General features: G+C 61.8%; 24 protein-coding genes. 6 read left to right on the forward strand and 18 right to left on the reverse strand.

Annotation, left to right across the window (positions count from 1 at the left end; genetic code table 11):
* Positions 1-22: 22 nt before the first annotated feature.
* The 9 genes from H8S34_RS02415 to H8S34_RS02455 form a co-directional block, all read right to left on the reverse strand.
* The gene (locus H8S34_RS02415) at positions 23-1,201 is read right to left on the reverse strand and encodes an iron-containing alcohol dehydrogenase (RefSeq protein WP_186962927.1); all 1,179 of its coding nucleotides are present in this window, start codon (positions 1,199-1,201) and stop codon (positions 23-25) included.
* A gap of 88 nt (positions 1,202-1,289) precedes the next feature.
* Entirely contained in the window at positions 1,290-2,312 is a 1,023-nt protein-coding gene (locus tag H8S34_RS02420) for a rod shape-determining protein (RefSeq protein ID WP_101693875.1), read from the reverse strand.
* A gap of 158 nt (positions 2,313-2,470) precedes the next feature.
* Positions 2,471-3,124 (reverse strand): ComF family protein, encoded by a 654-nt coding sequence (locus tag H8S34_RS02425; protein WP_186962928.1) that lies wholly within the window; start codon positions 3,122-3,124, stop codon positions 2,471-2,473.
* On the reverse strand, positions 3,121-3,297 hold the full coding sequence (locus H8S34_RS15285; RefSeq protein ID WP_145996911.1) for a type II toxin-antitoxin system antitoxin: 177 nt from the start codon (positions 3,295-3,297) through the stop codon (positions 3,121-3,123). The genes H8S34_RS02425 and H8S34_RS15285 overlap by 4 nt, the downstream gene beginning before the upstream one ends.
* A gap of 135 nt (positions 3,298-3,432) precedes the next feature.
* Positions 3,433-5,640, reverse strand: coding sequence for an SF1B family DNA helicase RecD2 (recD2, locus tag H8S34_RS02435; protein WP_366485574.1), 2,208 nt, complete (start codon positions 5,638-5,640; stop codon positions 3,433-3,435).
* A 44-nt stretch (positions 5,641-5,684) separates the two neighbouring features.
* On the reverse strand, positions 5,685-6,029 hold the full coding sequence (locus H8S34_RS02440; protein WP_101693878.1) for a hypothetical protein: 345 nt from the start codon (positions 6,027-6,029) through the stop codon (positions 5,685-5,687).
* A 45-nt stretch (positions 6,030-6,074) separates the two neighbouring features.
* Positions 6,075-6,554, reverse strand: coding sequence for a COG2426 family protein (locus H8S34_RS02445; RefSeq protein WP_186962930.1), 480 nt, complete (start codon positions 6,552-6,554; stop codon positions 6,075-6,077).
* 187 nt (positions 6,555-6,741) lie between these two features.
* A complete protein-coding gene (locus H8S34_RS02450; RefSeq protein WP_180956905.1) occupies positions 6,742-8,148 on the reverse strand; it encodes a copper amine oxidase N-terminal domain-containing protein in 1,407 nt (468 codons plus the stop codon).
* Between the two features lie 113 nt (positions 8,149-8,261).
* Entirely contained in the window at positions 8,262-8,483 is a 222-nt protein-coding gene (locus H8S34_RS02455) for a hypothetical protein (protein ID WP_186962931.1), read from the reverse strand.
* Positions 8,484-8,586: 103 nt separating this feature from the next.
* Between H8S34_RS02455 and H8S34_RS02460 the strand changes: the two genes are divergently transcribed.
* Positions 8,587-8,817, forward strand: coding sequence for a hypothetical protein (locus H8S34_RS02460; protein WP_101693881.1), 231 nt, complete (start codon positions 8,587-8,589; stop codon positions 8,815-8,817).
* On the opposite strand, the gene uvrA is transcribed toward H8S34_RS02460, so the two are convergent.
* The 6 genes from uvrA to pyrE all read right to left on the reverse strand — a co-directional run bounded on the left by uvrA (position 8,814) and on the right by pyrE (position 16,228).
* Positions 8,814-11,642 (reverse strand): excinuclease ABC subunit UvrA, encoded by a 2,829-nt coding sequence (gene uvrA, locus H8S34_RS02465; RefSeq protein WP_186962932.1) that lies wholly within the window; start codon positions 11,640-11,642, stop codon positions 8,814-8,816. The two genes, H8S34_RS02460 and uvrA, sit on opposite strands and share 4 nt — an antisense overlap.
* Before the next feature lie 38 nt (positions 11,643-11,680).
* A complete protein-coding gene (locus H8S34_RS02470; protein ID WP_186962933.1) occupies positions 11,681-12,445 on the reverse strand; it encodes a hypothetical protein in 765 nt (254 codons plus the stop codon).
* Between the two features lie 15 nt (positions 12,446-12,460).
* The gene (locus H8S34_RS02475; RefSeq protein ID WP_186962934.1) at positions 12,461-12,733 is read right to left on the reverse strand and encodes a hypothetical protein; all 273 of its coding nucleotides are present in this window, start codon (positions 12,731-12,733) and stop codon (positions 12,461-12,463) included.
* A 39-nt stretch (positions 12,734-12,772) separates the two neighbouring features.
* Positions 12,773-14,740 (reverse strand): excinuclease ABC subunit UvrB, encoded by a 1,968-nt coding sequence (gene uvrB / locus H8S34_RS02480; protein WP_101693885.1) that lies wholly within the window; start codon positions 14,738-14,740, stop codon positions 12,773-12,775.
* 132 nt (positions 14,741-14,872) lie between these two features.
* Positions 14,873-15,550: a JAB domain-containing protein gene (locus tag H8S34_RS02485; RefSeq protein ID WP_186962935.1), complete on the reverse strand. Its 678-nt coding sequence runs from the start codon at positions 15,548-15,550 to the stop codon at positions 14,873-14,875.
* 3 nt (positions 15,551-15,553) lie between these two features.
* On the reverse strand, positions 15,554-16,228 hold the full coding sequence (gene pyrE, locus H8S34_RS02490) for an orotate phosphoribosyltransferase (RefSeq protein ID WP_101693887.1): 675 nt from the start codon (positions 16,226-16,228) through the stop codon (positions 15,554-15,556).
* A 169-nt stretch (positions 16,229-16,397) separates the two neighbouring features.
* Here pyrE and H8S34_RS02495 point away from each other — a divergent pair, with 169 nt between their 5' ends.
* A complete protein-coding gene (locus tag H8S34_RS02495) occupies positions 16,398-16,703 on the forward strand; it encodes a hypothetical protein (RefSeq protein WP_186962936.1) in 306 nt (101 codons plus the stop codon).
* 73 nt (positions 16,704-16,776) lie between these two features.
* Here the strand turns inward: H8S34_RS02495 and H8S34_RS02500 are convergent, their stop codons facing one another.
* Positions 16,777-18,033, reverse strand: coding sequence for a diaminopimelate decarboxylase (locus tag H8S34_RS02500; protein ID WP_186962937.1), 1,257 nt, complete (start codon positions 18,031-18,033; stop codon positions 16,777-16,779).
* Between the two features lie 226 nt (positions 18,034-18,259).
* Between H8S34_RS02500 and H8S34_RS02505 the strand changes: the two genes are divergently transcribed.
* A complete protein-coding gene (locus tag H8S34_RS02505) occupies positions 18,260-18,832 on the forward strand; it encodes an ECF transporter S component (RefSeq protein ID WP_101693890.1) in 573 nt (190 codons plus the stop codon).
* A 49-nt stretch (positions 18,833-18,881) separates the two neighbouring features.
* Here H8S34_RS02505 and H8S34_RS02510 read toward each other — a convergent pair whose 3' ends face one another.
* Entirely contained in the window at positions 18,882-20,258 is a 1,377-nt protein-coding gene (locus tag H8S34_RS02510) for an MATE family efflux transporter (protein ID WP_101693891.1), read from the reverse strand.
* 298 nt (positions 20,259-20,556) lie between these two features.
* On the opposite strand from H8S34_RS02510, the gene H8S34_RS02515 reads away from it, so the two are divergent.
* Both H8S34_RS02515 and H8S34_RS02520 read left to right on the forward strand, forming a co-directional pair.
* Entirely contained in the window at positions 20,557-21,873 is a 1,317-nt protein-coding gene (locus H8S34_RS02515; protein WP_186962938.1) for an MATE family efflux transporter, read from the forward strand.
* 230 nt (positions 21,874-22,103) lie between these two features.
* Entirely contained in the window at positions 22,104-22,532 is a 429-nt protein-coding gene (locus H8S34_RS02520; protein WP_101693893.1) for an Hsp20/alpha crystallin family protein, read from the forward strand.
* Positions 22,533-22,553: 21 nt separating this feature from the next.
* On the opposite strand, the gene H8S34_RS02525 is transcribed toward H8S34_RS02520, so the two are convergent.
* The gene (locus tag H8S34_RS02525; RefSeq protein ID WP_186962939.1) at positions 22,554-22,769 is read right to left on the reverse strand and encodes a hypothetical protein; all 216 of its coding nucleotides are present in this window, start codon (positions 22,767-22,769) and stop codon (positions 22,554-22,556) included.
* A gap of 94 nt (positions 22,770-22,863) precedes the next feature.
* Between H8S34_RS02525 and H8S34_RS02530 the strand changes: the two genes are divergently transcribed.
* Complete coding sequence (locus tag H8S34_RS02530) at positions 22,864-23,058, forward strand: helix-turn-helix domain-containing protein (protein WP_101693895.1); 195 nt, start codon at positions 22,864-22,866, stop codon at positions 23,056-23,058.
* Positions 23,059-23,086: the final 28 nt, after the last annotated feature.

Raw genomic sequence — 23,086 nt, forward strand, 5'->3', positions numbered from 1 at the left:
AAACGATGGTATTGTAACCGATTTATCCGCGGGCCATGCGGAAAATCTGGATCATATCGTCCTGACTCAGGGTCTTGAAGCCACCCAGATGGGGGTTGCGGCGGGCGCACTTCTCGGCCAGCAGCTGGATCTCGCTCTCATTGAGGTCGTGTCCCAGCTCCCGCACCGAGGTGGGCATGCCGATCTCCCGGTAATACTGCTCCATGGCCTCGATGCCGGCCAGGGCGGTCTTCTCCGGGTCACGGAAGTCATTGGGACAGCCCATCACCTTGACCGCGAACTGGGCGAAGCGCTCGGGCTCCTCCCGGTAGACGTACCGGGCCCAGCTCCCCCAGATGGCGGCCAGTCCCGCGCCGTGGGCCACGTCGAACAGGGCGCTGAGCTCGTGCTCCATGCGGTGGCTGGCCCAGTCCCCCACGGTGCCGCAGCCGGTCAGGCCATTGTGGGAGAGGCTGCCCGCCCACATGATCTGGGCGCGGGCATTGTAGTCCTTCGGGTCCCGGAGGGCCTTGCGCCCACAGTCCATCACAGTGCGCATCAGACCCTCGGCCAGCTCGTCGGTAAGGGCAGTATCCTTCTCATGGGTGAAGTAGCGCTCCATGGTGTGCATGAGGATGTCCACCACGCCGCAGGCCGTCTGATAGGGCGGCAGAGTATAGGTGAGCTCCGGGTCCATCACCGCGAAGCGGCAGCGGCAGATGTCGTTGTTGAGCCCCCACTTGAGCCCATTCTCCTCGTCCGAGATGACGGAGGAATTGCTCATCTCGCTTCCGGCGGCCGAGAGGGTGAGCACCGCACCCACCGGGCAGACCCGCTCCGGCTGAGCCGTACCGCTGTAAAAGTCCCACACGTCCCCCTCGTAGGGGATGCCGTAGCCGATGGCCTTGGCCGAGTCGATGACGCTGCCGCCGCCCACAGCCAGGATGAAGTCCACGCCCTCCGCCCGGGCCAGGGTGATGCCCTCCCGCACCTTGGAGAGCCGGGGATTGGGCACCACGCCGCCCAGAGAGACAAAGTCGATCCCCTGATCCTTCACAGCCCGCTCCACGCGCTCCAGCAGACCGGAGCGGCGGGCGCTCTCCCCGCCGTAGTGGATGAGGACCTTGCGGACCCCTTCGGCGCGCAGCAGCTCCCCGACTCGCTCCACTTCTCCCTTGCCAAAGACCACTCGGGTGGGGGTGTAGTACGTAAAGTTTTGCATGATGGCGTTCCTCCTTTGATCTGGACGGTATGTGTTGAAAGGGCAAAAAGGACGCCATACCCCTGTACGGCGCCCTTTCTGGTCAGTTTTAGTTCATCTGCTTGCGGCGAGACAGGTTGATGGTGCCGTCCTGCATGTCGCCGATGGTCTCCAGGCTCTTGCCGGTGCCGTAGGCCACGCAGGAGATGGCGTCGTCCGCCACATAGGTCTCGATGCCGGTGTGGGACTCGATCAGCTTGTCAAAGCCCCACAGCAGGCTTCCGCCGCCGGTCATGACGATGCCGTTGGTGGCGATGTCGGCCACCAGCTCGGGGGGCGTGCGCTCCAGCACACCGTGGATGGCCTCCAGAATGCGGGTGGCGGGCTCCTCAAAGGCCTCGATCATCTCGCTGGAGGTGACGGTGAACACTCTCGGCAGGCCGGTCATCAGGCAGCGGCCCTTGATCTCGATGGACTGCTCCTCGGGACGGGGGAACACGCAGCCGATCTTCATCTTCAGCTCCTCCGCAGTGCGCTCGCCGATGAGGACGTTGTGCTTGCGGCGGATATACTTGATGATGGCCTCGTCAAACTGATCGCCGGCGATCTTGATGGAGGTGGACTCCACGATGCCGCTCAGGGAGATGACGGCGATATCGGAGGTACCGCCGCCGATGTCCACGATCATATGGCCGTCGGGACGGGTGATGTCGATGCCCGCGCCAATGGCAGCAGCCACCGGCTCCTCAATGAGGTAGACCCGGCGGGCACCGGCCTGGATGCCCGCGTCGATGACGGCGCGCTCCTCCACCTCAGTGATGCCGGAGGGCACGCAGATGACGATACGGGGCTTGAAGAGCCGGAAGGAGGTCACCTTGCGGATAAACTCCTTGAGCATCCGCTCGGTCATATCATAGTCGGAGATGACGCCCTCCCGCAGGGGACGGATGGCAACAATATTGCCAGGGGTCTTGCCCAGCATCTGCTGAGCCTCGGTGCCCACCTTGAGCAGCTTGCCGGTGTCCTTGTGCAGGGCCACCACAGAGGGCTCGCGGAGCACAACGCCCTTGCCGGCCACATATACCAGAATAGACGCAGTACCCAAATCAATGCCGATATCCTTGCTGAACATACCCACACCTCGAAGTCTCTTGAACTCTTCTTTTAAGTTTGCCCAAAATTCCATTCCTAAATCACCTATTTAAAGTCTGTCTAACATTATAAAGACATTTCCCCCGTATTTCAACAGGATTTTTCATAAGTTTTTCGGATATTTCAACCACTCTTCCGTCAATGGGCACGGGCCGCCGTGACGCAGACCACATCGGCCGCACCCGCCTGGCGCAATACCGCCGCGCAGGCGGCCAGTGTGGAGCCGGTGGTGATCACGTCGTCCACCAGCAGAAAACGCCGCCCGGCCACCCGTTCGGGCCGGATGCACCGGTAGGCATCCCGCACGTTCGCCCGCCGCTCCTCCCCATCGGAGAGGCCGGACTGGGCCCGGGTGTGGCGTACCTTGCACAGGACTTCCTCCGGCTCCATCCCCAGGTGTTCCCCCACGGCCTGGGCCAGGAGGAGGGCCTGGTCGTAGCCCCGTTCCTTCCGGCGGCGCTGGGACAGGGGCACCCAGGTCAGCGCGTCAAAGCGCCCGTCCAGATGCTCCCGGACGCACGCGGCCATCAGCCCGCCATAGGTCCGGGCATACCATCTGCGTCCCTCGAACTTGTAGCGGCGGATGGACTGGCGCACCTCCCCCTCGTACCGGAGGGGCGAGACCGCCAGGGTGATCCCCTCGCCCCGCTGCTCCGCCCCCGTCCCATGGGTATAGGGCAGCGCCCGGACGCAGTGGGGACAGATGCCCTCCCCTTCTTCCAGCAGCCTGCCGCAGAAGACGCAGCGGGGCGGAAAGAGGAGATCCAGAAGGACCTGCCTCCACCGGCTCAATCCAGGTCCTCCGGCCGGATGGGGCCGTGCTCCTTTTCAAACTCGCGGACACATTGGTTAATGAGGTACAGTATCTGACGGCTCATGGAACGCCCCTCATAAGCCGCAACAAATTGCAGTTTATTGTGCAGTTCCCCGTCCATACGGATACTCAGATGCTTTTTCTCTTCCATCTATGCTCTACACTCCATCTTTATGGTGAGTAGAGCATATCCGTTTTCACTTATTTTTAGTTTAAACTTAGTGCATTATCAGTGCAAGATATTTTGTTCTGTGGGATTCTCTGCTTTCGGTCAAATCTCTGACTTTTATCCATTATTTTGGGCCAGACGCCAGCGCAGGCCGGAATAGCGCCGCTGCTGACGGTTGTTGGCGGTCATCTGGGCCACCGCCTCCTCGTCCCCCACCAGCACCAGCAGCTCTCTGGCCCGGGTGATAGCGGTATAGAGCACCCCACGGGTGAGCAGGAGCGGCGTGGCCTTGCTCACCGCCAGGATCACCGCCCGGTACTCGCTGCCCTGGGCCTTGTGGACGGTGACGGCATAGGCGGGCTCCAGCTCCCCCAGCATATCGGGGGAATACTCCACGATGCGGCCTTCAAAATCCACCGTAATGAGCTCGTTGCGGTTGTCCACCTCCAGAATCTGGCCGATGTCCCCGTTGAACACCCCCATGCCGGAGGTGAGGGAATCCCGGTCTTTCCACATCAGGTCGTAATTGTTGCGCACCTGCATGACCCGGTCTCCCTCCCGGAAGATATACTCCCCGAAGCGCCGCTCGCCCTTGCCGGGGACCGCCGGGTTGATGGCCTCCTGAATGGCCCGGTTGAGGGAGGCCGTCCCCGCCACCGTCTTGCGGGTGGGACAGAGCACCTGAATCTGCTCGGGCGGGATACCCATGTTCTCGGGCAGACGGTGGGAGATCAGCTCCACCACCGTGTCGGCCAGCCGGGCGGGCTCCTTCCGGCGCAGAAAGAAGAAGTCGGAGCTCCGGTTGCGCAGGTCGGGGAGCTCCCCCCGGTTGACCCCGTGGGCGTTCATGACGATGCCGCTCTGGGCGGCCTGCCGGAAGATCTCGGTGAGGCGCACCGTGGGGATGGCCCCGCTGCGGATGAGGTCAGAGAAGAGGTTCCCCGGCCCCACGCTGGGCAGCTGGTCCGGGTCTCCCACCAGCACCAGGCGGCAGTCGCTCCGCAGGGCGGAGAGCAGCGCCCGCATGAGGGCGATATCCACCATGGAGGTCTCATCCACGATGACGGCGTCAGCCCGCAGGGGTTCGCTCTCGTCGTGGGCAAAGACCAACCGCCCGGTGCCGGGATCGAACTGGGTCTCCAGCAGGCGGTGGATGGTGGCCGCCTCCACCCCGCACAGGTCCCCCAGGCGCTTGGCCGCCCGGCCGGTGGGGGCGGCCAGGGCGGTCTCCAGCCCCAGGGCGTCAAAGAGGGCCAGCACTCCCCGCAGGGAGGTGGTCTTTCCGGTGCCCGGGCCGCCGGTGAGGAGCATCACCTGCCGCCGGGCCGCCAGAAGCACCGCCTCCCGCTGCTGGGGGGCGTATGTAATGCCCTGTTCCCGCTGGATCTGCTCCAAAATCTCTTCCAGGCCGTCGGGGGGCAGCAGCTCCTGCCAGGCCATCTCGGTCATCCGGGCCGAGACATACTCCTCCGCCTCCTGGAGCTCGGCGAGGTAGCAGGCGGTCTCCCCGGCCACCTCCTCCTGCACCACCTCGCCCCGCTCGAGGAGGGCCTCCAGCCCGTCCTCCAGGCTCTCGGCCTCCACCCCGATGAGCTGGGCAGTGGCCAGGAGCAGCTTTTTCCGGGGCAGAAAGGTGTGCCCGTTCATCAGATTGTGGGAGAGCTCGAAGAGGATCCCGGCCTCGATGCGCTGGGGGTCCTCCCCGTCCATGCCCATCTCCAGGGCCAGCTGGTCGGCCACGGCGAACTCCACCCCCAGCTCCTCGTCCACCAGCAGGTAGGGGTTGCCCCGGATGACCTCCAGAGCCCGGTCCCCGTAGCGCCGGTAGAGGGGCATGGCCAGCTGGAGGGCCACGCCGTGCTCCCCCAGGAAGTCCAGCAGGCGGCGCATCCCCATCTGGAGCCGGAAGGCCTCCCCCATGGCGAGCGCCCGCTTGCGGGTGATCCCCTTGATCTGGGTCAGGCGCTCGGGCTGCTCCTCCAGGACCGTGAGGGCGTCCTCTCCGAACTCCTCCACCATGCGCCGGGCGGTGGCTGCGCCGATGCCCTTGACCGCGCCGGAGGCCAGATACTCGAAGATGGCCTTCTCCCCGGCGGGCATCCGGCGCTGGATGACCTCGGCCTTGAACTGCTCGCCGTAGGAGGCATGGCGCATCCACCGGCCCTGGACCGAGAGACTCTCTCCCGGGGCGATGGCAGGCATACAGCCCACTACGGTGATGCCGCCCTGCTCTCCGGCGTCGACCCGGAGGACCGTATATCCATTTTCTTCATTCTGGTAGATGACCGCATCCACCGTCCCCTCGATCAGGAGCTGTTCTTCCACCTGTTCCACCGGAATCACCCTTTTGTCTCAATCTCATCGGCCGCTCACGGCTGGCGGAGGTATTCCCCCAGCCGCTCCAGCGGACAGAGCACCATTCCTCCCTGCTCTCCCATCAGAGCAAGGGCCACCGCGCGGCCCCGGGGCGTGAGTCCCGCGTCGGCGATGATGATGGTAAACCGGGCGGCCTGCCCGCCCCGGAGCCAGCACAGGCCCCGCACATCGTGCTCCAGCGTCTCGGCCTCTCCCTGGACGGGCAGCACCGCGTAGACTGCCCCGCCCCCTGCTCCGCCGCTCACCGGCAGGAGCAGCTTGCCGAAGCACAGCCATGCCAGAGCCAAAAGTCCCGTGGCGGCCAGAAGGGCCACCATCGCCTGCAGAAAAGATTCCATTCCCGCTCACCTCCAGAGCATCCTATGCGGAAATGGAAAAATGGTTCAGATCATGGTCATCTTCACCACATACGTGAGGAAGGTCACCAAAAATCCCGCGATGAACACCCCGGCGGTCATGGCGGGCATGGCCTTGCGCAGGGGCATGTTCAGGAAAGCGGCAGCCAGCGCGCCGGTCCACCCGCCGGTCCCCGGCAGGGGAATGGCCACAAAGATCATCAGACCCAGATATTTGTACCGGGTCACCTTCCGGCCCTTCAGGTGGGCCTTTTTCTCCATTTGGTCCACCAGGGCGTTGAGCCGCGGCATATGACGGCGCATCCACTGAAAGATCCGCCGGATATAGACCACGATAAAGGGGAGCGGGAGCAGATTGCCCACCACACTGGCCACGAAGGCCACCCAGGGATTCAGTCCCAGGGCCACGCCGAAGGGGATGCCGCCCCGCAGTTCGATGATGGGCAGCATGGATACCAGCATGGTGAAGACCACCTCACCCGCCTGGTTCCCGGTAAGCCACGACATAAGATCCAATCTTAAAATCCTCCGATTCATTCGTTTGAAACCGGATCTGTCCGGTTTCTATCTCTATGATTGTAACATATTCGGTCAAAAGAAAACAGAACTGTTTTCCCACCGCATGTGCAAAAGGCCCCCCGCCGAAGCGGGGGGCCGCAGCGTATTGAAACAGGTCAGAGCCGCTCCGATCCCGTTAGGGCATGACCGTCATTCCCATATCCAGGGGCGTGGCGGTGACGCCGGCGGGCAGACCGGTCTCAGGCTCCTTGTCGGTGGGCTTGTAGCCCAGGTCCATCTGGAGGGTCAGGTTCATCATACCGGGCAGATCCATCTTCATGTCGATGGTGCTCTTGGTGCTGTCGGCATAGATCTTAGCGGTGGTGGACAGATTCACGCCCTCGGCGCTGGCCGCGACCGCCATGTCCACCTGCATGGAGACGATCTCCCCATCCCGCTCGGTAAGCACGGTGGTGTAGGTGATGTTTTCCACGCCGCCCTCATTCAGGGTGTAGGTGGCCTTGTAGGTATCGCCGTCCTTTTTGAGGGCGCCGTCGCTGAAGAGCTTCACATAGCTGTCCGCGCTCATGGTCAGCATGGAATAGGCGGTGTCACGGTCGCTGAGAGGCATGGAGGCCAGGGTGGAGCGCAGGGTGTCCTCCAGGCTGAAGTCCTTGTACAGGCCCATCAGCTGGGACAGGTCCATGCCGCTCATTTGGAAGAGGTTGTTCAGATCCATGGAGTACCAGCCGCTGCCGCCGTTCTGCTGCGCCAGGATGGGGGCGTAGATGTAGTACATGCCGGTCTCCAGATCCATGCGCAGTTCCAGCTCGGTCTTGGCCAGGGAATTTTTCAGCTCGGCCAGCTGCTCCGCAGTCATGGCGGCGGGGTCAGAGGCGATCAGGGTAGCCAGGTCGGAGAGGTCCATCTCCATGGCCAGCTGGGCGGCGGTCATGCTGCTCACGCCGGTGACGGTGCCGTCCACCTTCATTTCCACGTCCTTCTCGGTCCCGGTGAGGCTGGAATCCATGGTCAGCCCCATAGAGAAGGTGCCGTCGGTGGCCTGGTTCTGCTCCGCCTGCTTCTCATAGAGATTGGAGATATACTGGTCCATCTTGGTAAAGGTGGCATCCCCCAGGAGCTTATCCACATCCACGATCAGGATGGTCTGGTCGTCCTGATCCCAGCCCACGTTGCAGCCGAAGGCCTCGGCGGCAAAGCGGACGGGCACATAGGTCCGCCAGGTGGCGCTGTCCACATAGGGCGCCACATCCATGGAAATGGTGGAGGTCTTATCCCCCTGCGTGAGGGTGGCGGTGGAAGAACCGATGGTCATATGCAGGGTGGTGTCCCCCCGGACGGCGGTGATCTCCTTTCCCTCACTGGTCACCTGAACGCCCATGGCCTCAAAGACGGCCCGGAAGGGCAGGAAGGTGCGTCCGCTCTTGGCCACAGGGGCGGCGTCGGTGAAGGCCACATTCTGGCCGTCCAGCTGGACGGCGATGCCGGCGGTGTTCTCCGCGGCGAGGGCGGGGACGGCCAGGGTGGCCGCAAGAGCCGCAGCGCTGCCCACCGCGCCCAGACGTTTACAGATTCGATTCATACAGAAACCTCCTTTTCCAGCGCCGGTGGGAATCCCGGCACTTTTCCATAGCACCATGTTACACCATCCACCCGGTGAAATGTCAATGCAAAAGATACCTTTTTAAGGAAAGTTTAAGAATTCTCTTTCGTTTTTCCGCCGGGAAAAATGCCGTCCAGCGTCAGGTCCAGCCCCAGCTCCTTCCCCAGCAGATCGCACACCAGCCGGGACACCGATACCCCCCGGGCCGCCGCGGCAGCTTTGATGGTCTCCCGGTACTGTGCAGGCACAGAAACAGAGAAGGTATAGTAATTCTTCTGGCGATATTTATTTACTGCATTTTGAGAAGTTGCCACACCTTCGTCCTCCAGTCAAAAAATCAATCGCAATATTTTGTCTCAAATTATCCATATTGACATTATCGTTGAATATGCTAAAATATTTTTCGAGGTGATTTCAATGGAAGAATTTCTGCCCTGGCTCTACACCCGCTACATCTACCCCTACCAGGAGGAGCACGTTCTGGGGAGCGGCTATGAGATGGAGCTCTCCCTTCTGGAGTCCAACCTGGTCCCGGAGGACCGGAGGAACTATGCCAAGAGCCGGGAGTTTTTCTCCCTTCAGGCCTTTTTGCTGGGTCTCCGCACCGGCCTGGGTCTGGCCGAGAGCTTCCGATCGGACCCGGATTAACCCTCCAGCATCCGTTTCAGGTACCGTCCCGTGTAGGAGGCCGGGCAGTCCGCCACCTCCTCCGGGGTGCCGGTCACAACGACAGTTCCGCCGCCGTCGCCGCCCTCGGGCCCCAGGTCGATCACATAGTCGGCCGTCTTGATCACGTCCAGGTTGTGCTCGATGACCACCACCGTGTTGCCCACATCCACCAGCTTCTGGAGCACCTCGATGAGCTTGTGCACATCGGCGGTGTGGAGGCCCGTGGTGGGCTCGTCCAGGATATAGATGGTCTTCCCGGTGGAACGTTTGGCCAGCTCGGTGGCCAGCTTCACCCGCTGGGCCTCGCCGCCCGAAAGTGTGGTGGAGGGCTGGCCCAGCTTCACGTAGCCCAGTCCCACCTCGTAGAGGGTCTGGATCTTGTTGTAGAGGCGGGGCAGGTTTTCAAAGAAGCCCAGCGCCTCCTCCACCGTCATCTCCAGCACCTCGTGGATATTCTTGCCCTTGTACTTCACTTCCAGGGTCTCCCGGTTGTACCGCTTGCCCTTGCAGACCTCGCAGGGCACATAGATGTCGGGGAGGAAGTGCATCTCGATCTTGATGAGGCCGTCTCCGGAGCAGGCCTCGCACCGGCCGCCCCGCACGTTGAAGGAGAACCGCCCCGGGCCATAGCCCCGGGCCTTGGCGTCCTGGGTGGAGGCAAAGAGCTCCCGGATATCGTTGAAGAGTCCGGTATAGGTGGCCGGGTTGGAGCGGGGCGTGCGCCCGATGGGGGACTGGTCGATGTCGATGACCTTGTCCAAAAACTCCTCCCCCTCGATGCCCGCGTGCTTGCCCGGCCGGGTCTTGGCCCGGTTCAGGTCGGCCGCCAGGCGCTTATAGAGGATCTCATTGACCAGGGAGGATTTGCCCGAGCCGGACACACCGGTGACACAGGTAAAGGTACCCAGGGGGATGGAGACATCCACATTTTGCAGGTTGTTTTCGGCCGCCCCCCGGACGGTGAGGAACTGTCCGCTGCCCGCTCGCCGCTGGGCGGGGACCGGGATCTTCTTCCGGCCCGAGAGGTAGTCTCCGGTGATGGAGCCGGGGGTGTTCATGACCTCTTCCGCGGTGCCCGCCGCCACCACCTGTCCGCCGTGGACCCCGGCCCCGGGGCCGATGTCCACGATGTAGTCGGCCGCGCGCATGGTGTCCTCGTCGTGCTCCACCACCAACAGGGTGTTGCCCAGGTCCCGCAGGCGCTTCATGGTGGCCAGCAGCATGTCGTTGTCCCGCTGGTGCAATCCGATGGAGGGCTCGTCCAGAATGTAGAGCACCCCCATCAGGGAGGAGCCGATCTGGGTGGCCAGGCGGATGCGCTGGCTCTCGCCGCCCGAAAGGGTGGCCGCCGAGCGGGAGAGGGTCAGGTACTGGAGGCCCACACTCTGGAGGAAGCCCAGGCGGGACTTGATCTCCTTCAGAATCCGCGCGGCAATGCGCATTTTCTGCTCGCTCAGCTCCAGGTGCTCCACAAAGTCCAGGGCGTCGGTCACCGACTTGCGGCAGAAGGTGTCGATGTCGATGCCCCCCACCGTGACAGCCAGTGCCTCCTTCCGCAGGCGGCGTCCGCCGCAGTCGGGACAGGGCCGGTCGCTCATGCACTCCTCCAGATCCCGCCGGGCCGCGTCCGACTGGGTCTCCTGATAGCGCCGCTCCAGATTGTTGCAGATGCCCTCAAAGGCCTGCATGAGGGTGCCCTTGCCGTTCTCCCGCTCATAGGTGAGCTTGAGCTTCTCCCCCTTCGTGCCGTAGAGGATGACGTCCATCACCTCGGGGGGCAGATCCTTCACCGGGGTGGAGAGTTTAAATTTGTACTGCTTGGCCAGGGCGTCAAAGTACATCCGGGAGATGCCGTCCCCCTTGATGTTGTTCCAGCCGCTGGCCGTGATGGCCCCCTCCAGGATGGAGAGGTCCTTGTTGGGGATGATGAGGTCGGGGTCCACCTTCCGCTGAGAGCCCAGGCCCGTACAGGTGGGACAGGCCCCGTAGGGGTTGTTGAAGGAGAACATCCGGGGCGAGAGCTCCTCGATGGAGATGCCGCAGTCCTCACAGGCGTAGTTCTGGGAGAAGAGGATGTCCCGGTCCTCCCCCACCACGTTGATGACCACCAGTCCCCCCGCCAGATTGGAGGCCACCTCCACGCTGTCGGTGAGGCGGCGGGTGATGTCGCTTTTGATGACCAGGCGGTCCACCACGATCTCGATGGAGTGCTTCTTGTTCTTGTCCAGCTCGATGGTCTCGCTCAGATCATAGAGGGAGCCGTCCACCCGGCAGCGGACATAGCCCGACTTGCGGGCGTCCTCCAGCAGCTTCTGGTGGGTGCCCTTCTTCCCCCGCACCACAGGGGCCATGACCTGGATGCGGGTGGCCTCGGGCAGCGTGAGGACCTGGTCGATGATCTGGTCGATGGTCTGCTGCATGATCTCCTTGCCGCACTTGGGACAGTGTGGCGTGCCCACTCGGGCCCAGAGGAGGCGCAGGTAGTCGTAGATCTCGGTCACCGTACCCACCGTGGAGCGGGGGTTTTTCGAGGTGGTCTTCTGGTCGATGGAGATGGCGGGGGAGAGTCCGTCGATGTAGTCCACATCGGGCTTCTCCATCTGCCCCAAAAACATCCGGGCATAGGAGGAGAGGGACTCCACATACCGCCGCTGTCCCTCGGCGTAGATGGTGTCAAAGGCCAGGGAGGACTTGCCGCTGCCCGAGAGGCCGGTGAGCACCACCAGCTTGTCCCGGGGGATGTCCACGTCAATGTTTTTCAGGTTGTTTTCCCGTGCGCCTTTGACAAAAATATGGTCGAGCATAGTGTTTGCTTCTCCTTTGTTCGTTGCGAAAAATAGTGCTACGCTGAGCCGGACAGTCCCATCATATATCCAATCAGAGCTACAATGGTCAGCAGCACCCAGCTGAAGCCCCGGCTGAAGAGCTCCCACTCGGAGGGCTCCGCCCGTTCCGGGTGGCGGATGGACCACCGCAGATTCCAGCGGAAGAGCTCATCGGCAAAGAGGATGGCGACGGCATTGATGACCACCACCAGGGTCCCCAGGAAATATCCTTCTCCATCCACACGGCTGCGGAGCGCGGGCGGCTCCAGCAGCAGGCCGATGGCCTGGGTGATGGACAGGCCCTCTTCATAGATCTGCCGGCTTCCGTCCAAGCCGTAGGCCGTCCCATTTGTGACGATTTCCAGACCATTCAGCTTGGTGCCGTTCTCATTCACCAGATAGAATCCGTCCCCGCCGTAGCCGCCCCGGAAGAGAATCTCCCCGTCCAGGCGGAGCTCCACGCCGGTCACACGCCCCATGGTCTCCGACGGGGGAAGGGCGGTAGGGTCCTCGGTCAAGGTATAGGGGCCGTACTCCACATCTCCCCAGCGGTAGAAGAGGGCGCCCGATGGGGTATAGGTAAGCTCCACTGTTTTTCCGTCCAGCGTGCCGGTATAGACCGTATCCTCTCCCCGTTCCACCTGGCGGAGGAACTCCCCCTGGAAGTCAATCCCCCGCTGCATCCCCAGAAGCGGATAGAGAATGGTGAAGAGTACCAGCAGACCGGCCTGGATGCACAGCATGATCCGCGGGAAGGGGGTAAGGGCTCTCCAACGGTTCATCCCCGCTCCCCCCTCTCAGGAGCGCCCGGTTCCCCGGGGACGGCGGCGCTGCCGGGGCTGGCGGCCCATCCACAGCCGCAGGCCCAGACCCACGGCAAAGAGAATCGCTCCCACCACGGCGTTGACCTGTCCGGCCCGCATCCAGCCCAGTGCGGCGGCCTGTTCTTCCACCGAGGCGCCCGCGCCCGGGTCCCCTGAGAGCACCGCCGCAAACAGGATGCCCAACAGCAGGAGAAGAATACCAGAGAAGATCGCGGTGGTACAGAGGAATTCCTTTCTCTTTTTCATACAAACACGCCCTTTCTCGTTTGGTCGGTGTGATCGGTGTCAGGACTGCCCCCGCAGTTCGATGATCCGGTCCCGCAGGACGGCGGCGTACTCGAATTCCAATCGGGAACTGGCCTCCTTCATCTCCTTTTCCAGCTTCTTGATGGCGGCCTCCCGCTCGCTTCGGGTCATCTTGCCCGCGTGCTTGGCCTCCCGGTCCTTCTTCTCCTCCTCCGAGAGGCGGATGAGCTCCCGCACCGACTTGATGACGGTCTTGGGCACGATGCCGTGGGCCTGATTGAAGGCGTCCTGCTTGGCCCGTCTCCGCTCGGTCTCGTCGATGGCCCGGCGCATGGAGGGGGTGATGGTGTCGGCATACATGACCACCAGGCCATCGGCGTTGCGGGCCGCCCGGCCAATGGTCTGGATGAGGGAGGTCTCGGAGCGGAGGAAGCCCTCCTTGTCCGCGTCCAGGATGGCCACCAGACTCACCTCGGGCAGGTCCAGCCCCTCCCGCAGCAGGTTGATGCCCACCAGCACGTCGAAGGTCCCCAGGCGCAGGTCCCGGATGATCTCCATGCGCTCCATGGTGTCGATGTCGTGGTGCATATAGCGCACCTTGATGCCCGCTCCCTGGAGATAGGTGGTCAGATCCTCCGCCATCTTCTTGGTGAGGGTGGTGACCAGCACCCGCTCCTTCCGCTCGGTGCGCTCGTTGATCTCGCCGATGAGGTCGTCGATCTGTCCCTCCACCGGCCGGACCTCGATCCGGGGGTCCAGGAGTCCCGTGGGCCGGATGACCTGCTCCACGATCTGGCCGGAGCGGGTGCGCTCATACTCCCCGGGCGTGGCCGAGACATAGATGACTTGGTTTACTCTCTGTTCAAATTCCTCAAATTTCAACGGGCGGTTATCAAATGCACAGGGCAGGCGGAAGCCGTAGTCCACCAGCGTGGTCTTACGGGCCCGGTCTCCGTTGTACATGGCCCGCACCTGGGGGAGGGTCACATGGCTCTCGTCGATGAAGAGGACAAAGTCCTTGGGAAAATAGTCCAGCAGGGTATGGGGCGGGGAACCCACCGGCCGCCCCTCGATGACCCGGGAGTAGTTCTCGATGCCGGAGCAGTATCCCAGCTCCTGCATCATCTCGATGTCATAGAGCACCCGCTGCTTGAGGCGCTGGGCCTCCACCAGCTGCTCGTTGTCCTGGAAGAACTTGAGCCGCTCCTCCAGCTCCCGGTAGATCTCCCCGATGGCGGCATCCATCTTCTCCTTCGGGGTGACATAGTGGGTGGCGGGCCAGATGGGGATGTGATTTAGGTTCCGGATGACGGCCCCGGTGACCACATTGATCTCGCTGATGCGGTCGATCTCGTCCCCAAAGAACTCCACCCGGATGGCGGTGTCCTTCCAGTAGGCCGGGAAGATCTCCACGGTATCCCCCCGCACCCGGAACATATTGCGCTCAAAGGCAATGTCGTTGCGCTCATATCGGATCTCCACCAGACGCCGGAGGAGCTCGTCCCGCTCCAGGGTGCTGCCCACCCGGAGGGAGACCATCATCTTGGCGAAATCCTCCGGCTCGCCCAGGCCGTAGATGCAGGAAACCGAGGAGACCACGATCACGTCCCGCCGCTCCAGCAGGGCGCAGGTGGCCGAGAGGCGCAGGCGGTCAATCTCATCGTTGGTGGCGGCATCCTTTTCAATATAGGTGTCGGTATGGGGGATATAGGCCTCCGGCTGGTAGTAGTCGTAGTAGGAGACAAAATACTCCACCGCGTTGTGGGGAAAAAACTCCCGGAACTCGGCGCAGAGCTGGGCGGCCAGGGTCTTATTGTGGGCCAGGACCAGGGTGGGGCGCTGGATGCGCTCAATGGTCTTGGCCATGGTGAAGGTCTTGCCCGAGCCTGTGACTCCCAGCAGGGTCTGCTCCTGCAAGCCCATCTCCACGCCCCGGGCCAGGGCCTCGATGGCCTCCGGCTGATCGCCCGCGGGCCGGTATTCCGATACCACCTGAAAATCAGGCATGTCTCCTCCTCCTTGCTCTTGTGATCTGCCGGGTGTTCTCCCCCGGAAAAAGGGCGCGGGGCGACGTGCATCCACATCCCCCCGCGGTCGCCGCACGTCCATTGTATCAGAACGCACGTTCTAATTCAAGTGTCAGATGACGGCAAAAAAGCCGCTGTCCCGCAGGGATACTGCGTCATCATCGGTAAAGATGATGTGGTCCACCAGCTCCACCCCCAGCCGGGCCAGCAGTTCCGCCAGCTGCCGGGTGGTGAGCTTGTCCTCCATCGAGGGAAAGGCCAGGCCGGAGACATGGTTGTGGGCCAGAATCAGCCCCGTGGCATTGAGGGCCAGCGCGGCCTCTGCAATGCGGCGGCTGGTGACCTCCACAGCGTTCACATTGCCCTCCCCCACCGGCCGCACGCCCAGCGCCTTGCGCTTGCCGTCCATGCACAGCACGCACACGCGCTCATTCCTGGCCCCGAAGAAGTAGGGCCGCAGCAGAGCGCAGGCCGTCCGCGTGTCCTCCACGATCCCGTCCAGACTGGCCCGGGAGGTGAGATAGCGGCCGGAAAGCTCCTTGACGCATTTGAGGAGCACGGCGGCGTGCTCTCCCACTCCTTTGACCTTCTCCAACTCCTCCGGCGCGGCGTCCAGTACCCCCGAGAGGGAACCGAAACGCTCGATCAGGTCGTGGGCCAGCGGATTGGTGTCGCTCCGGGGATTGGCATAGAAGAGGAGCAGTTCCAGCGCCTTGTGGTCGGGGAAGGACTCCGGCCGGGCCAGAAATTCGCGTTTCAGCCGCTGCCGGTGTCCGTCGTGGATCCCCATGGATTACGCCCGGGGGCCGTACTCCGCCAGATAGGCCTCCATGCGGGCCTTCATGGCGTCGTCAATGTAGACCTTGCCGTCGATCTCCCGGTTGTGCAGGAAGGCAATGATCTCCCGCACAGTGACGATGGGATAGACCGCGATGCCATGGTCCTGGCGCAGCTCATCCAGAGTAGAGCAGTCCTTGGTGCCCCGCTCCATGCGGTCCACCGAGACGATGAGGGCCTTCATGTTCACCTTGGCCACGTGCTTGAAGAGCTCGATGGATTCCCGCACGGCGGTACCGGCGGTGACCACGTCCTCCACGATGACCACGTCGTCCCCGTCCTGGGGCTTGTAGCCCACCATGGAGCCGCCCTCGCCGTGGTCCTTGACCTCCTTGCGGTTGAAGCAGTAGGGCAGATCCCGGTCATAATTGCGGTACAGGGAGGAAGCGGCGGCTACGGCCAGCGGGATACCCTTGTAGGCGGGCCCGAAGAGGCAGGTCACGCCCTCGGGCAGGTTCTCCTGGATGCAGGCGGCGTAGTAGTCGCCCAGCTTGGCAGCCTGAGCGCCGGTCTTGTAGTTGCCGGTGTTGATGAAATAGGGGGTCTTGCGGCCGGACTTGGTGGTGAAGTCGCCGAAGGTCAGCACGCCGGAGCGCACCATGAAGGTGATAAATTCTTCCTTGTAAGTCATAACTCTCTTCTCTCCTTCAATCGGTTGCTGTAAAGTCGTATTATTATACCATTTTCGGGCCATTCTTACAAGTCCGGGCCCCCTCTTTCCCGCTCCAAGGGTAGACAATTCCCTGTTTCCGGCATTATAATATCTCCAATCCAGTTTTTATGTGAAAAGGAGTGTCTCCATGCTGCCCTTTGTCCTGGGTTTTGTCCTGCTGGCGGCCTGCTTTGCCGCCCTGTGTGCCCTTCAAAGCGTCCTGTCCGCGCTCCCCAGCCGGTGGCCGGGGCTCATCCTGCCCGTCCTCTCCCTCCTCTTTTCTCTGGGCGTGGCCGGGGTACTGATCGCCCAGTCCTCCGCCGGCGGTGAGGCAGGGGCCCAGCTTCTCCTCATGGGCCTGCTGGGCTTCTTCTCGGTCAACATCATCACAGTGATCTTCCTGGCCGTCTACTTTGGAAAGCGGCAGGAGCGCAAAGACTCCCGCCGTTCCTGAGTTCTCTTTCCGGAATGGGAAAAGCCGCCCTCCGTCCTCTGCCGGTGCAGCAGGGACGGAGGGCGGCTTTTGCTCACCACACCACGGTGGCGAAATAGTCCTCCGGCGTCTCAGCCCGGCGGATCAGCTCCGTAGAGCCGTCCTCCCGCAGGAGGATCTCCGCCGAGCGCAGGCGGCCGTTGTAGTTGTAGCCCATCGCGTGACCGTGGGCGCCGGTGTCGTGGATGACCAGCAGGTCCCCCATGTCGATCCGCGGCAGGGCGCGGTCCACAGCAAACTTGTCGTTGTTCTCGCACAGGCAGCCGGTCACATCATAGATATGGTCACAGGGGGCGTCCTCCTTCCCCATGACGGTGATGTGGTGATAGGCCCCGTACATGGCCGGGCGCATCAGATCAGCGGCGCAGGCGTCCACCCCGATGTACTCCTTGTAGGTGTGCTTCTCGTGGATGGCCCGGGTCACCAGGCAGCCGTAGGGGGCCAGCATGAACCGGCCCAGCTCGGTGAAGATGGCCACATCCCCCATCCCGGCCGGCACCAGAATGGACTCATACTGTCTGCGCACCCCCTCGCCGATGGCAAAGATGTCGTTGGCGGTCTGCTCCGGGCGGTAGGGCACGCCCACGCCGCCCGAGAGGTTGATGAAGCGGATGTGGCATCCGGTCTCCCGCTTCAGGTCGGCGGCCAGCTGGAATAGGATGCCCGCCAGAGTGGGATAGTACTCGTTGGACAGGGTGTTGGAGGCCAGGAAAGAGTGGAGGCCGAAGTACTTCACCCCCAGCTCCTTCAGCCGGCGGAAGCCCTCGAAGAGCTGCTCCCGGGTAAAGCCATACTTGGCGTCGCCCGGGTTATCCATGACCTGGAACCCCTCCTTGGAGGCCCCGATGGAGAACACGCCCCCCGGATTGAACCGGCAGCTGACCGTCTCGGGCAGGGTGCCCAAGGTTTCCTTCAGGCAGTCGATATGGGTAATATCGTCCAGATTGATAGTGGCTCCCAGGCGGTAAGCCATGGAAAACTCCTCCGGCGGAGTGTCGTTGGAGGAAAACATGATCTCCTCTCCCCCAAAGCCGCAGCGCTCCGACATCATCAGCTCGGTCAGAGAGGAGCAATCCACACCGCACCCCTCCTCCCGCAGGAGCTTGAGAATGGCGGGCGTCGGCGTGGCCTTGACGGCAAAATACTCCCGGAATCCGGGATTCCAGGAAAAAGCCGCCTTCAGCCGGCGGGCATTTTCCCGGATGCCCCGCTCATCATAGAGATGAAAGGGCGTGGGATACTGCGCGGCAATGTTCTGGAGCTGCTCCTGGGTGACAAAGGGCTTCTTCATTGTGGACTCACCTGATTTCTTTGGAATAAAAAATTCTGTCGCTTTATCTTACTAAATCGACAGGCCTGTGTCAATGGAGTCCGCCTGTTTCAGCATTTTTTCTTTTCATCCTTCCCTCGTCAAGCATCGCCGGAGAACCTCTCCACGACTCTGGGCCGCTTGCATCCCGGAGCCCGGCGCGCTATAATGAGGGACATGTCTGTTATCTTGATTGGAGTGTCTGCTTATGAAGATCTCTACCCGCTCCCGCTTTACCACCCATAAAATCGTGCTGATCGGCCTCATGTCCGCCCTGGTGCTCATCTTCTCCGGCTTCCGGATCCTGATCCCCATCTCGGTGGACAACGCCGCCATCCAGCTGGGCAACATCATGTGCGTCCTCTCCGGCCTGCTGCTGGGCCCCGTGGGCGGCCTCTCCTGCGCCATCGGTTCCGCCCTCTACGACCTGACCAACCCGATGTACGCCCCCGAGGCCTGGATCACCTTTATCAACAAATTTTTCATCGGCTTTTTCACCGGTCTGATCGCCCATTGGCATGGACGCAAAAGCCTCTCCTTCCGCTGGAACCTGTCCGGCGCCATTGTGGGCTCCCTGGTCTATGTGGTCCTCTATTTCTGCAAGAGCTGGCTTATGGGCGCCTTTGTGTTCAGCCTCTCCCCCGGCTCGCCCATGCTGATCTTCCTGGCCACCAAGTGCCTGACCTCTACCATCAACGCCATTCTGGCCGTGGCGGTAGCCGTCCCCCTGTGGGAGATGATCCGCCCCCCACTTCTTCGCGCCGGCGTGATGATGCCCTGAACATGCAACAGCCCGGAGCGTCTTTGAAAGACGCTCCGGGCTGTTTGATTTATATGACACGCCGCTCTCCGCCATGGGTGCACTCCAGGAGCACCTGGGGGAAGCCCCGCACAAAGAGGATCGTGGTCACAGTGGCCGCCACCAGATCGGCAATGGGCTCCGAGAAGAAGGTGGCCTCCGCCCCAAAGAAATAGGGCAACAGCAGGAGGCCCGCCAAAAAGACGCTCTTGCGGAACAGGGAGCAGAACAGCGCCCGCCGCACCCGGCCCAGGGCCGTGGTCTCGTCCACCAGCGGATACTGTACCGCCAGAGGGATGATCATACAGGTGAACATCTTGATGTAGCGCACCGACCGGGCGGCGATCTCTCCGTCTGAGGTAAAGAGGCGCACAAAGAGCGGAGAGACCGTATAGGTGACCACCATCATCACACCGCAGAAGATCAGGCACAGGATCACGATGGTCTGAATGGCCTTTTTGATCCGCTCAGGGGCACCCGCCCCAAAGTTGAAGCTGACCACCGGCTGGGTCCCCAGGGTCATCCCGCCCATGGGCATGGTGATGAGGAGCAGATAGCTCTGCACAATGGTGGCGCAGGTCACCAGCGTATCGCCCAGCCCCGGCCCGCCATAGCGCTGGAGCACCGTGTTGAGGATGATGAGCAGCACACTGTCGGTGGCGATGATCAGGAAGGGGGACAGTCCAAAGACCAGTACCCGGCGCATGATGGCCCCGTCAAAGCCGCCCCACCCCAGGCGCACCGGCATGCGCTTACGCAGCAGAGCTCCCAGCACAAAGGCACAGGAGGCCATCTGGGAGATCACGGTGGCCAGTGCCGCACCGGCCACATCCATTTTCAGTCCAAAGATAAAGATGGGGTCCAGAATGATGTTGAGCACCGCGCCCAGCATCACGGTGGCCATGCCCAGCCCGGAAAATCCCTGGCAGATCAGAAAGTTGTTCATGCCGTTGGCCATCAGGGCAAAAAAGGTTCCCGCCGTATAGATGGTCATATAGGTGTTGGCATAGGGGAAGGTGATCTCACTGGCGCCAAACCACATGAGCAGATGGTCCTTGGCCAGCAGGAAGCTCACCGTCAGCACCAGGGACAGAACCAGCAGCATGAGAAAGCAGTTGTTCAGGATGCGCCGGGCCTCTTCTTTCCGGCCCTCTCCCATGCGCATGGCCATGATGGGGCTGCCTCCCAGTCCTACCAGACTGGCAAACGAACTGAGCAGGGTCACGATGGGTCCGCATACACCCACCCCTGCCAGTGCCAGTCCCCCGATGTCGGGGATATTTCCGATATACATCCGGTCCACGATGCTGTAAAGCACGTTGACCAGCTGGGCCAGCATCGTGGGAATGGCCAGGCGAAGCACCAGCTTCCCTACCGGGTCACGTCCCAAGTCGTTGGTCCGTCTCATACTCTCCTTCTCCTTTCTCTAAATGTGGTACATATGGGGAATAGTATAGTCTTTTTTCCAGAGAGCGTAAAGAGTCAAACCCAACGCAAATACCACAAAAAAGTCTTGACGTTTGGGATTCCATCTGGTATCTTGGACAGCGTCAAGTCAATCCTCGCTCCAGCGCATCACCGGATGTCTGGAGACCGAGTGCCTGTACATATCCCGTAGGTCTTTGAAGGGATATGCCGCAGGCGCTTTTTTTGTGTCCGGGATACTCCCTCCCGGTCCGATTTCTCTGAACAAAGGATGTGCCGCCATGAGACAATCTGCTCTGTACCGAGAATTCACCACCTATGTGACCCTCAATATTCTGGGTTCCCTGGGCCTCTCATGTTATATTCTGGCCGATACCTTTTTTGTGGCCAGCCGTCTGGGGGCCGACGGACTCACCGCCCTCAATCTGGCCATCTCTGTCTTCGGGCTTCTCAACGGTCTTGGCATGATGCTGGGGATCGGCGGCGGCGCGCGCTACTCCATCTTTCAGGCCCAGGGCATGGAGCGGGAGGCCAACCGCACCTTTACCATCGCCTTTCTGACCGGCGCGGGTCTTGGACTGTTCTTTGCCCTGTGCGGACTGTTCTTTGCCCGCCCGCTGGCCGCGCTGCTGGGGGCCGAGGGGCATATCCTGCCCATGTGCGCCACCTATCTGCGCACCGCGCTCTCCTTTGCGCCCTTCTTCATCCTCAACCAGGTCATGACCGCCTTTGTCCGCAACGACGGCAACCCCAAGCTGGCCATGGCGGCCATGCTCACCAGCAGCCTGACCAACATCGTGCTGGACTATGTGTTCCTCTATCCCCTGGATATGGGGATCTTCGGTGCGGCCTTTGCCACCGGCGTGGCCCCAGTGGTGGGTCTGCTCCTCTCCTCCCTCCACATTCTCACCGGGCGCAGCCGCTTCCGCCTGGTCCGTGAGCCCATGCGCCCCCGCCATCTTTTCTCCCTCTCCGCGCTGGGTGGCGCGGCCTTCCTCAACGAGTGTTCCACCAGTGTGGTGCTCGTGGTCTTTAATCTCCTGATCCTCCACCTGGCCGGAAACCTGGGGGTGGCCGCGTACAGCATCGTGGCCAATCTGGCCTTCGTCATGCTGGGTATCTTCAACGGTATCTCCAACGGAACCCAGCCCCTGGTCAGCCAGGCCTGCGGCCGGGGGGACCTGCCCCGGCAGCGCACCCTCTACCGCATGGCCCTGATCCTGGCCACCGTGTTCGGCGTGGGAATCACCGCGCTGGGTCTCTTTGCCTCCCCGCCCCTGGTGGCCCTCTTCAACTCCGCCGGGGACCCGGCCCTCCAGTCCCTGGCCGAGGGCGGGATGCACCTGTACTTCCTCGGATTCCTCTTTGTGGGCTTCAACCTTATCACCGCATCCTATCTGGGCGCCACGGAGCGGCCCCTCCCCTCCTCCCTTCTCTCCTTTTTCCGGGGCTTTGTGGGGATCGTGGTGCTGGCCCTCTGCTTCGGCCTGCTCTTCGGTCTGACCGGCGTATGGCTGGCCTTCCCCGCCGCCGAGCTGCTGACCGCCCTGGCCGGTGCGGCCGTCCAGCGCCGGGAATTCCTTCGAACCCAGAATTAGCACTCTTAATGTCAGAGTGCTAAGTTTACAATTTAGACATAATTTATTGTATATTTGTTCACAAACTCGCTCTATACTAGAGGCAACAAAACAAGGTGAGAAGGCAAACCGGTGTTCTCCGGACCTCCTCACAGCGGCTCAGACCAGAGAGAAAACCGCTGAAATAGCAGTCCTTTTCTTTCATTGCTAATCTCTGTTCTCCGCCGTAAATCTGAAAGGAGACCTTCATTATGTTTGGTATGCTTCCGTTTGAGCGCACAAATGACAACTTTTTCGACACCTTTGATAATTTCCAGCGCAAATTCTTCGGGGAGAGCGGCGCCAATATGCCCGCCTTCCGCACCGACATTCGGGACGCCGGCGAGCACTTTATTTTAGAATGCGAGCTGCCCGGCTTCCGCAAAGAGGACATCCGACTGGATCTGAAGGATGGCATCCTCACCATCGCTGCCCAGCGCAGCGAGAGTGAGGAGGACAAGGCGCAGAAGGGCCAGTACATCCGGCGGGAGCGCCGCTACGGCACCTTCTCCCGCAGCTTTGACGTGACCGGCATCGACGAGAGCGGCATCACCGCCGCCTATAAGGACGGCATCCTGGAGCTCCGGCTCCCCAAGGCCCGCCCCGTTGTGCCCGAGGCTAAGCGCATCGCCATCGACTAAACCTCGCAGACGGGGAGCCGGTCAGTCCACACTGGCCGGCTCCTCTTCCGTTTTCAGCGCGGGGGTCCAGTGGGGGCAGACCTCGCCCGGCTGGGGATGGGGCATTCCCCGTCGGCCGCAGTGCCCATACCAGAGGGGGTGAAAGCGTTCGCCCCGTCCCAGCACGAAGTGCTGGTGGTAATATTTGCACGTCCCACATATCTCCGCCTCCACCATGTAGTAGCGCGTGGTTTTCATATTTATCACCTCATTTATTATTCTACTATTGTTTGATAGTAGAATCAACCCTATCAAATGATAGTAGCATATAATGCAGATGAGGTGACGCTTCATGTATCTACCACGTCTGCGAGAATTGCGCGAAGATTTTGATTTGACCCAACGCCAGGTAGCCGAAGTGCTCGGGATTGACCAACGGGTGTATAGCACATACGAAACCGGAAAGCGGGAATTGCCCCTGCGCCATCTGGCTGTACTGGCTGACTACTATCATGTTACCACCGATTATCTATTGGGGCGGGAATGACCCCAATGGAACACCGTTTCTTTTGAAA

Source organism: Pseudoflavonifractor hominis (assembly GCF_014288125.1).
Taxonomy (GTDB): domain Bacteria; phylum Bacillota; class Clostridia; order Oscillospirales; family Oscillospiraceae; genus Pseudoflavonifractor_A; species Pseudoflavonifractor_A gallinarum.

Coding starts and splice junctions, on each gene's coding strand:
- H8S34_RS02415 (WP_186962927.1), bottom strand. CDS start 1,201: ATGCAAAACTTTACGTACTACACCCCCACCCGAGTGGTCTTTGGCAAG.
- H8S34_RS02420 (WP_101693875.1), bottom strand. CDS start 2,312: ATGTTCAGCAAGGATATCGGCATTGATTTGGGTACTGCGTCTATTCTG.
- H8S34_RS15285 (WP_145996911.1), bottom strand. CDS start 3,297: ATGGAAGAGAAAAAGCATCTGAGTATCCGTATGGACGGGGAACTGCAC.
- H8S34_RS02440 (WP_101693878.1), bottom strand. CDS start 6,029: ATGGAATCTTTTCTGCAGGCGATGGTGGCCCTTCTGGCCGCCACGGGA.
- H8S34_RS02445 (WP_186962930.1), bottom strand. CDS start 6,554: ATGTCGTGGCTTACCGGGAACCAGGCGGGTGAGGTGGTCTTCACCATG.
- H8S34_RS02450 (WP_180956905.1), bottom strand. CDS start 8,148: ATGAATCGAATCTGTAAACGTCTGGGCGCGGTGGGCAGCGCTGCGGCT.
- H8S34_RS02460 (WP_101693881.1), top strand. CDS start 8,587: ATGGAAGAATTTCTGCCCTGGCTCTACACCCGCTACATCTACCCCTAC.
- uvrA (WP_186962932.1), bottom strand. CDS start 11,642: ATGCTCGACCATATTTTTGTCAAAGGCGCACGGGAAAACAACCTGAAA.
- H8S34_RS02470 (WP_186962933.1), bottom strand. CDS start 12,445: ATGAACCGTTGGAGAGCCCTTACCCCCTTCCCGCGGATCATGCTGTGC.
- H8S34_RS02475 (WP_186962934.1), bottom strand. CDS start 12,733: ATGAAAAAGAGAAAGGAATTCCTCTGTACCACCGCGATCTTCTCTGGT.
- uvrB (WP_101693885.1), bottom strand. CDS start 14,740: ATGCCTGATTTTCAGGTGGTATCGGAATACCGGCCCGCGGGCGATCAG.
- H8S34_RS02485 (WP_186962935.1), bottom strand. CDS start 15,550: ATGGGGATCCACGACGGACACCGGCAGCGGCTGAAACGCGAATTTCTG.
- pyrE (WP_101693887.1), bottom strand. CDS start 16,228: ATGACTTACAAGGAAGAATTTATCACCTTCATGGTGCGCTCCGGCGTG.
- H8S34_RS02495 (WP_186962936.1), top strand. CDS start 16,398: ATGCTGCCCTTTGTCCTGGGTTTTGTCCTGCTGGCGGCCTGCTTTGCC.
- H8S34_RS02500 (WP_186962937.1), bottom strand. CDS start 18,033: ATGAAGAAGCCCTTTGTCACCCAGGAGCAGCTCCAGAACATTGCCGCG.
- H8S34_RS02505 (WP_101693890.1), top strand. CDS start 18,260: ATGAAGATCTCTACCCGCTCCCGCTTTACCACCCATAAAATCGTGCTG.
- H8S34_RS02510 (WP_101693891.1), bottom strand. CDS start 20,258: ATGAGACGGACCAACGACTTGGGACGTGACCCGGTAGGGAAGCTGGTG.
- H8S34_RS02515 (WP_186962938.1), top strand. CDS start 20,557: ATGAGACAATCTGCTCTGTACCGAGAATTCACCACCTATGTGACCCTC.
- H8S34_RS02520 (WP_101693893.1), top strand. CDS start 22,104: ATGTTTGGTATGCTTCCGTTTGAGCGCACAAATGACAACTTTTTCGAC.
- H8S34_RS02525 (WP_186962939.1), bottom strand. CDS start 22,769: ATGAAAACCACGCGCTACTACATGGTGGAGGCGGAGATATGTGGGACG.
- H8S34_RS02530 (WP_101693895.1), top strand. CDS start 22,864: ATGTATCTACCACGTCTGCGAGAATTGCGCGAAGATTTTGATTTGACC.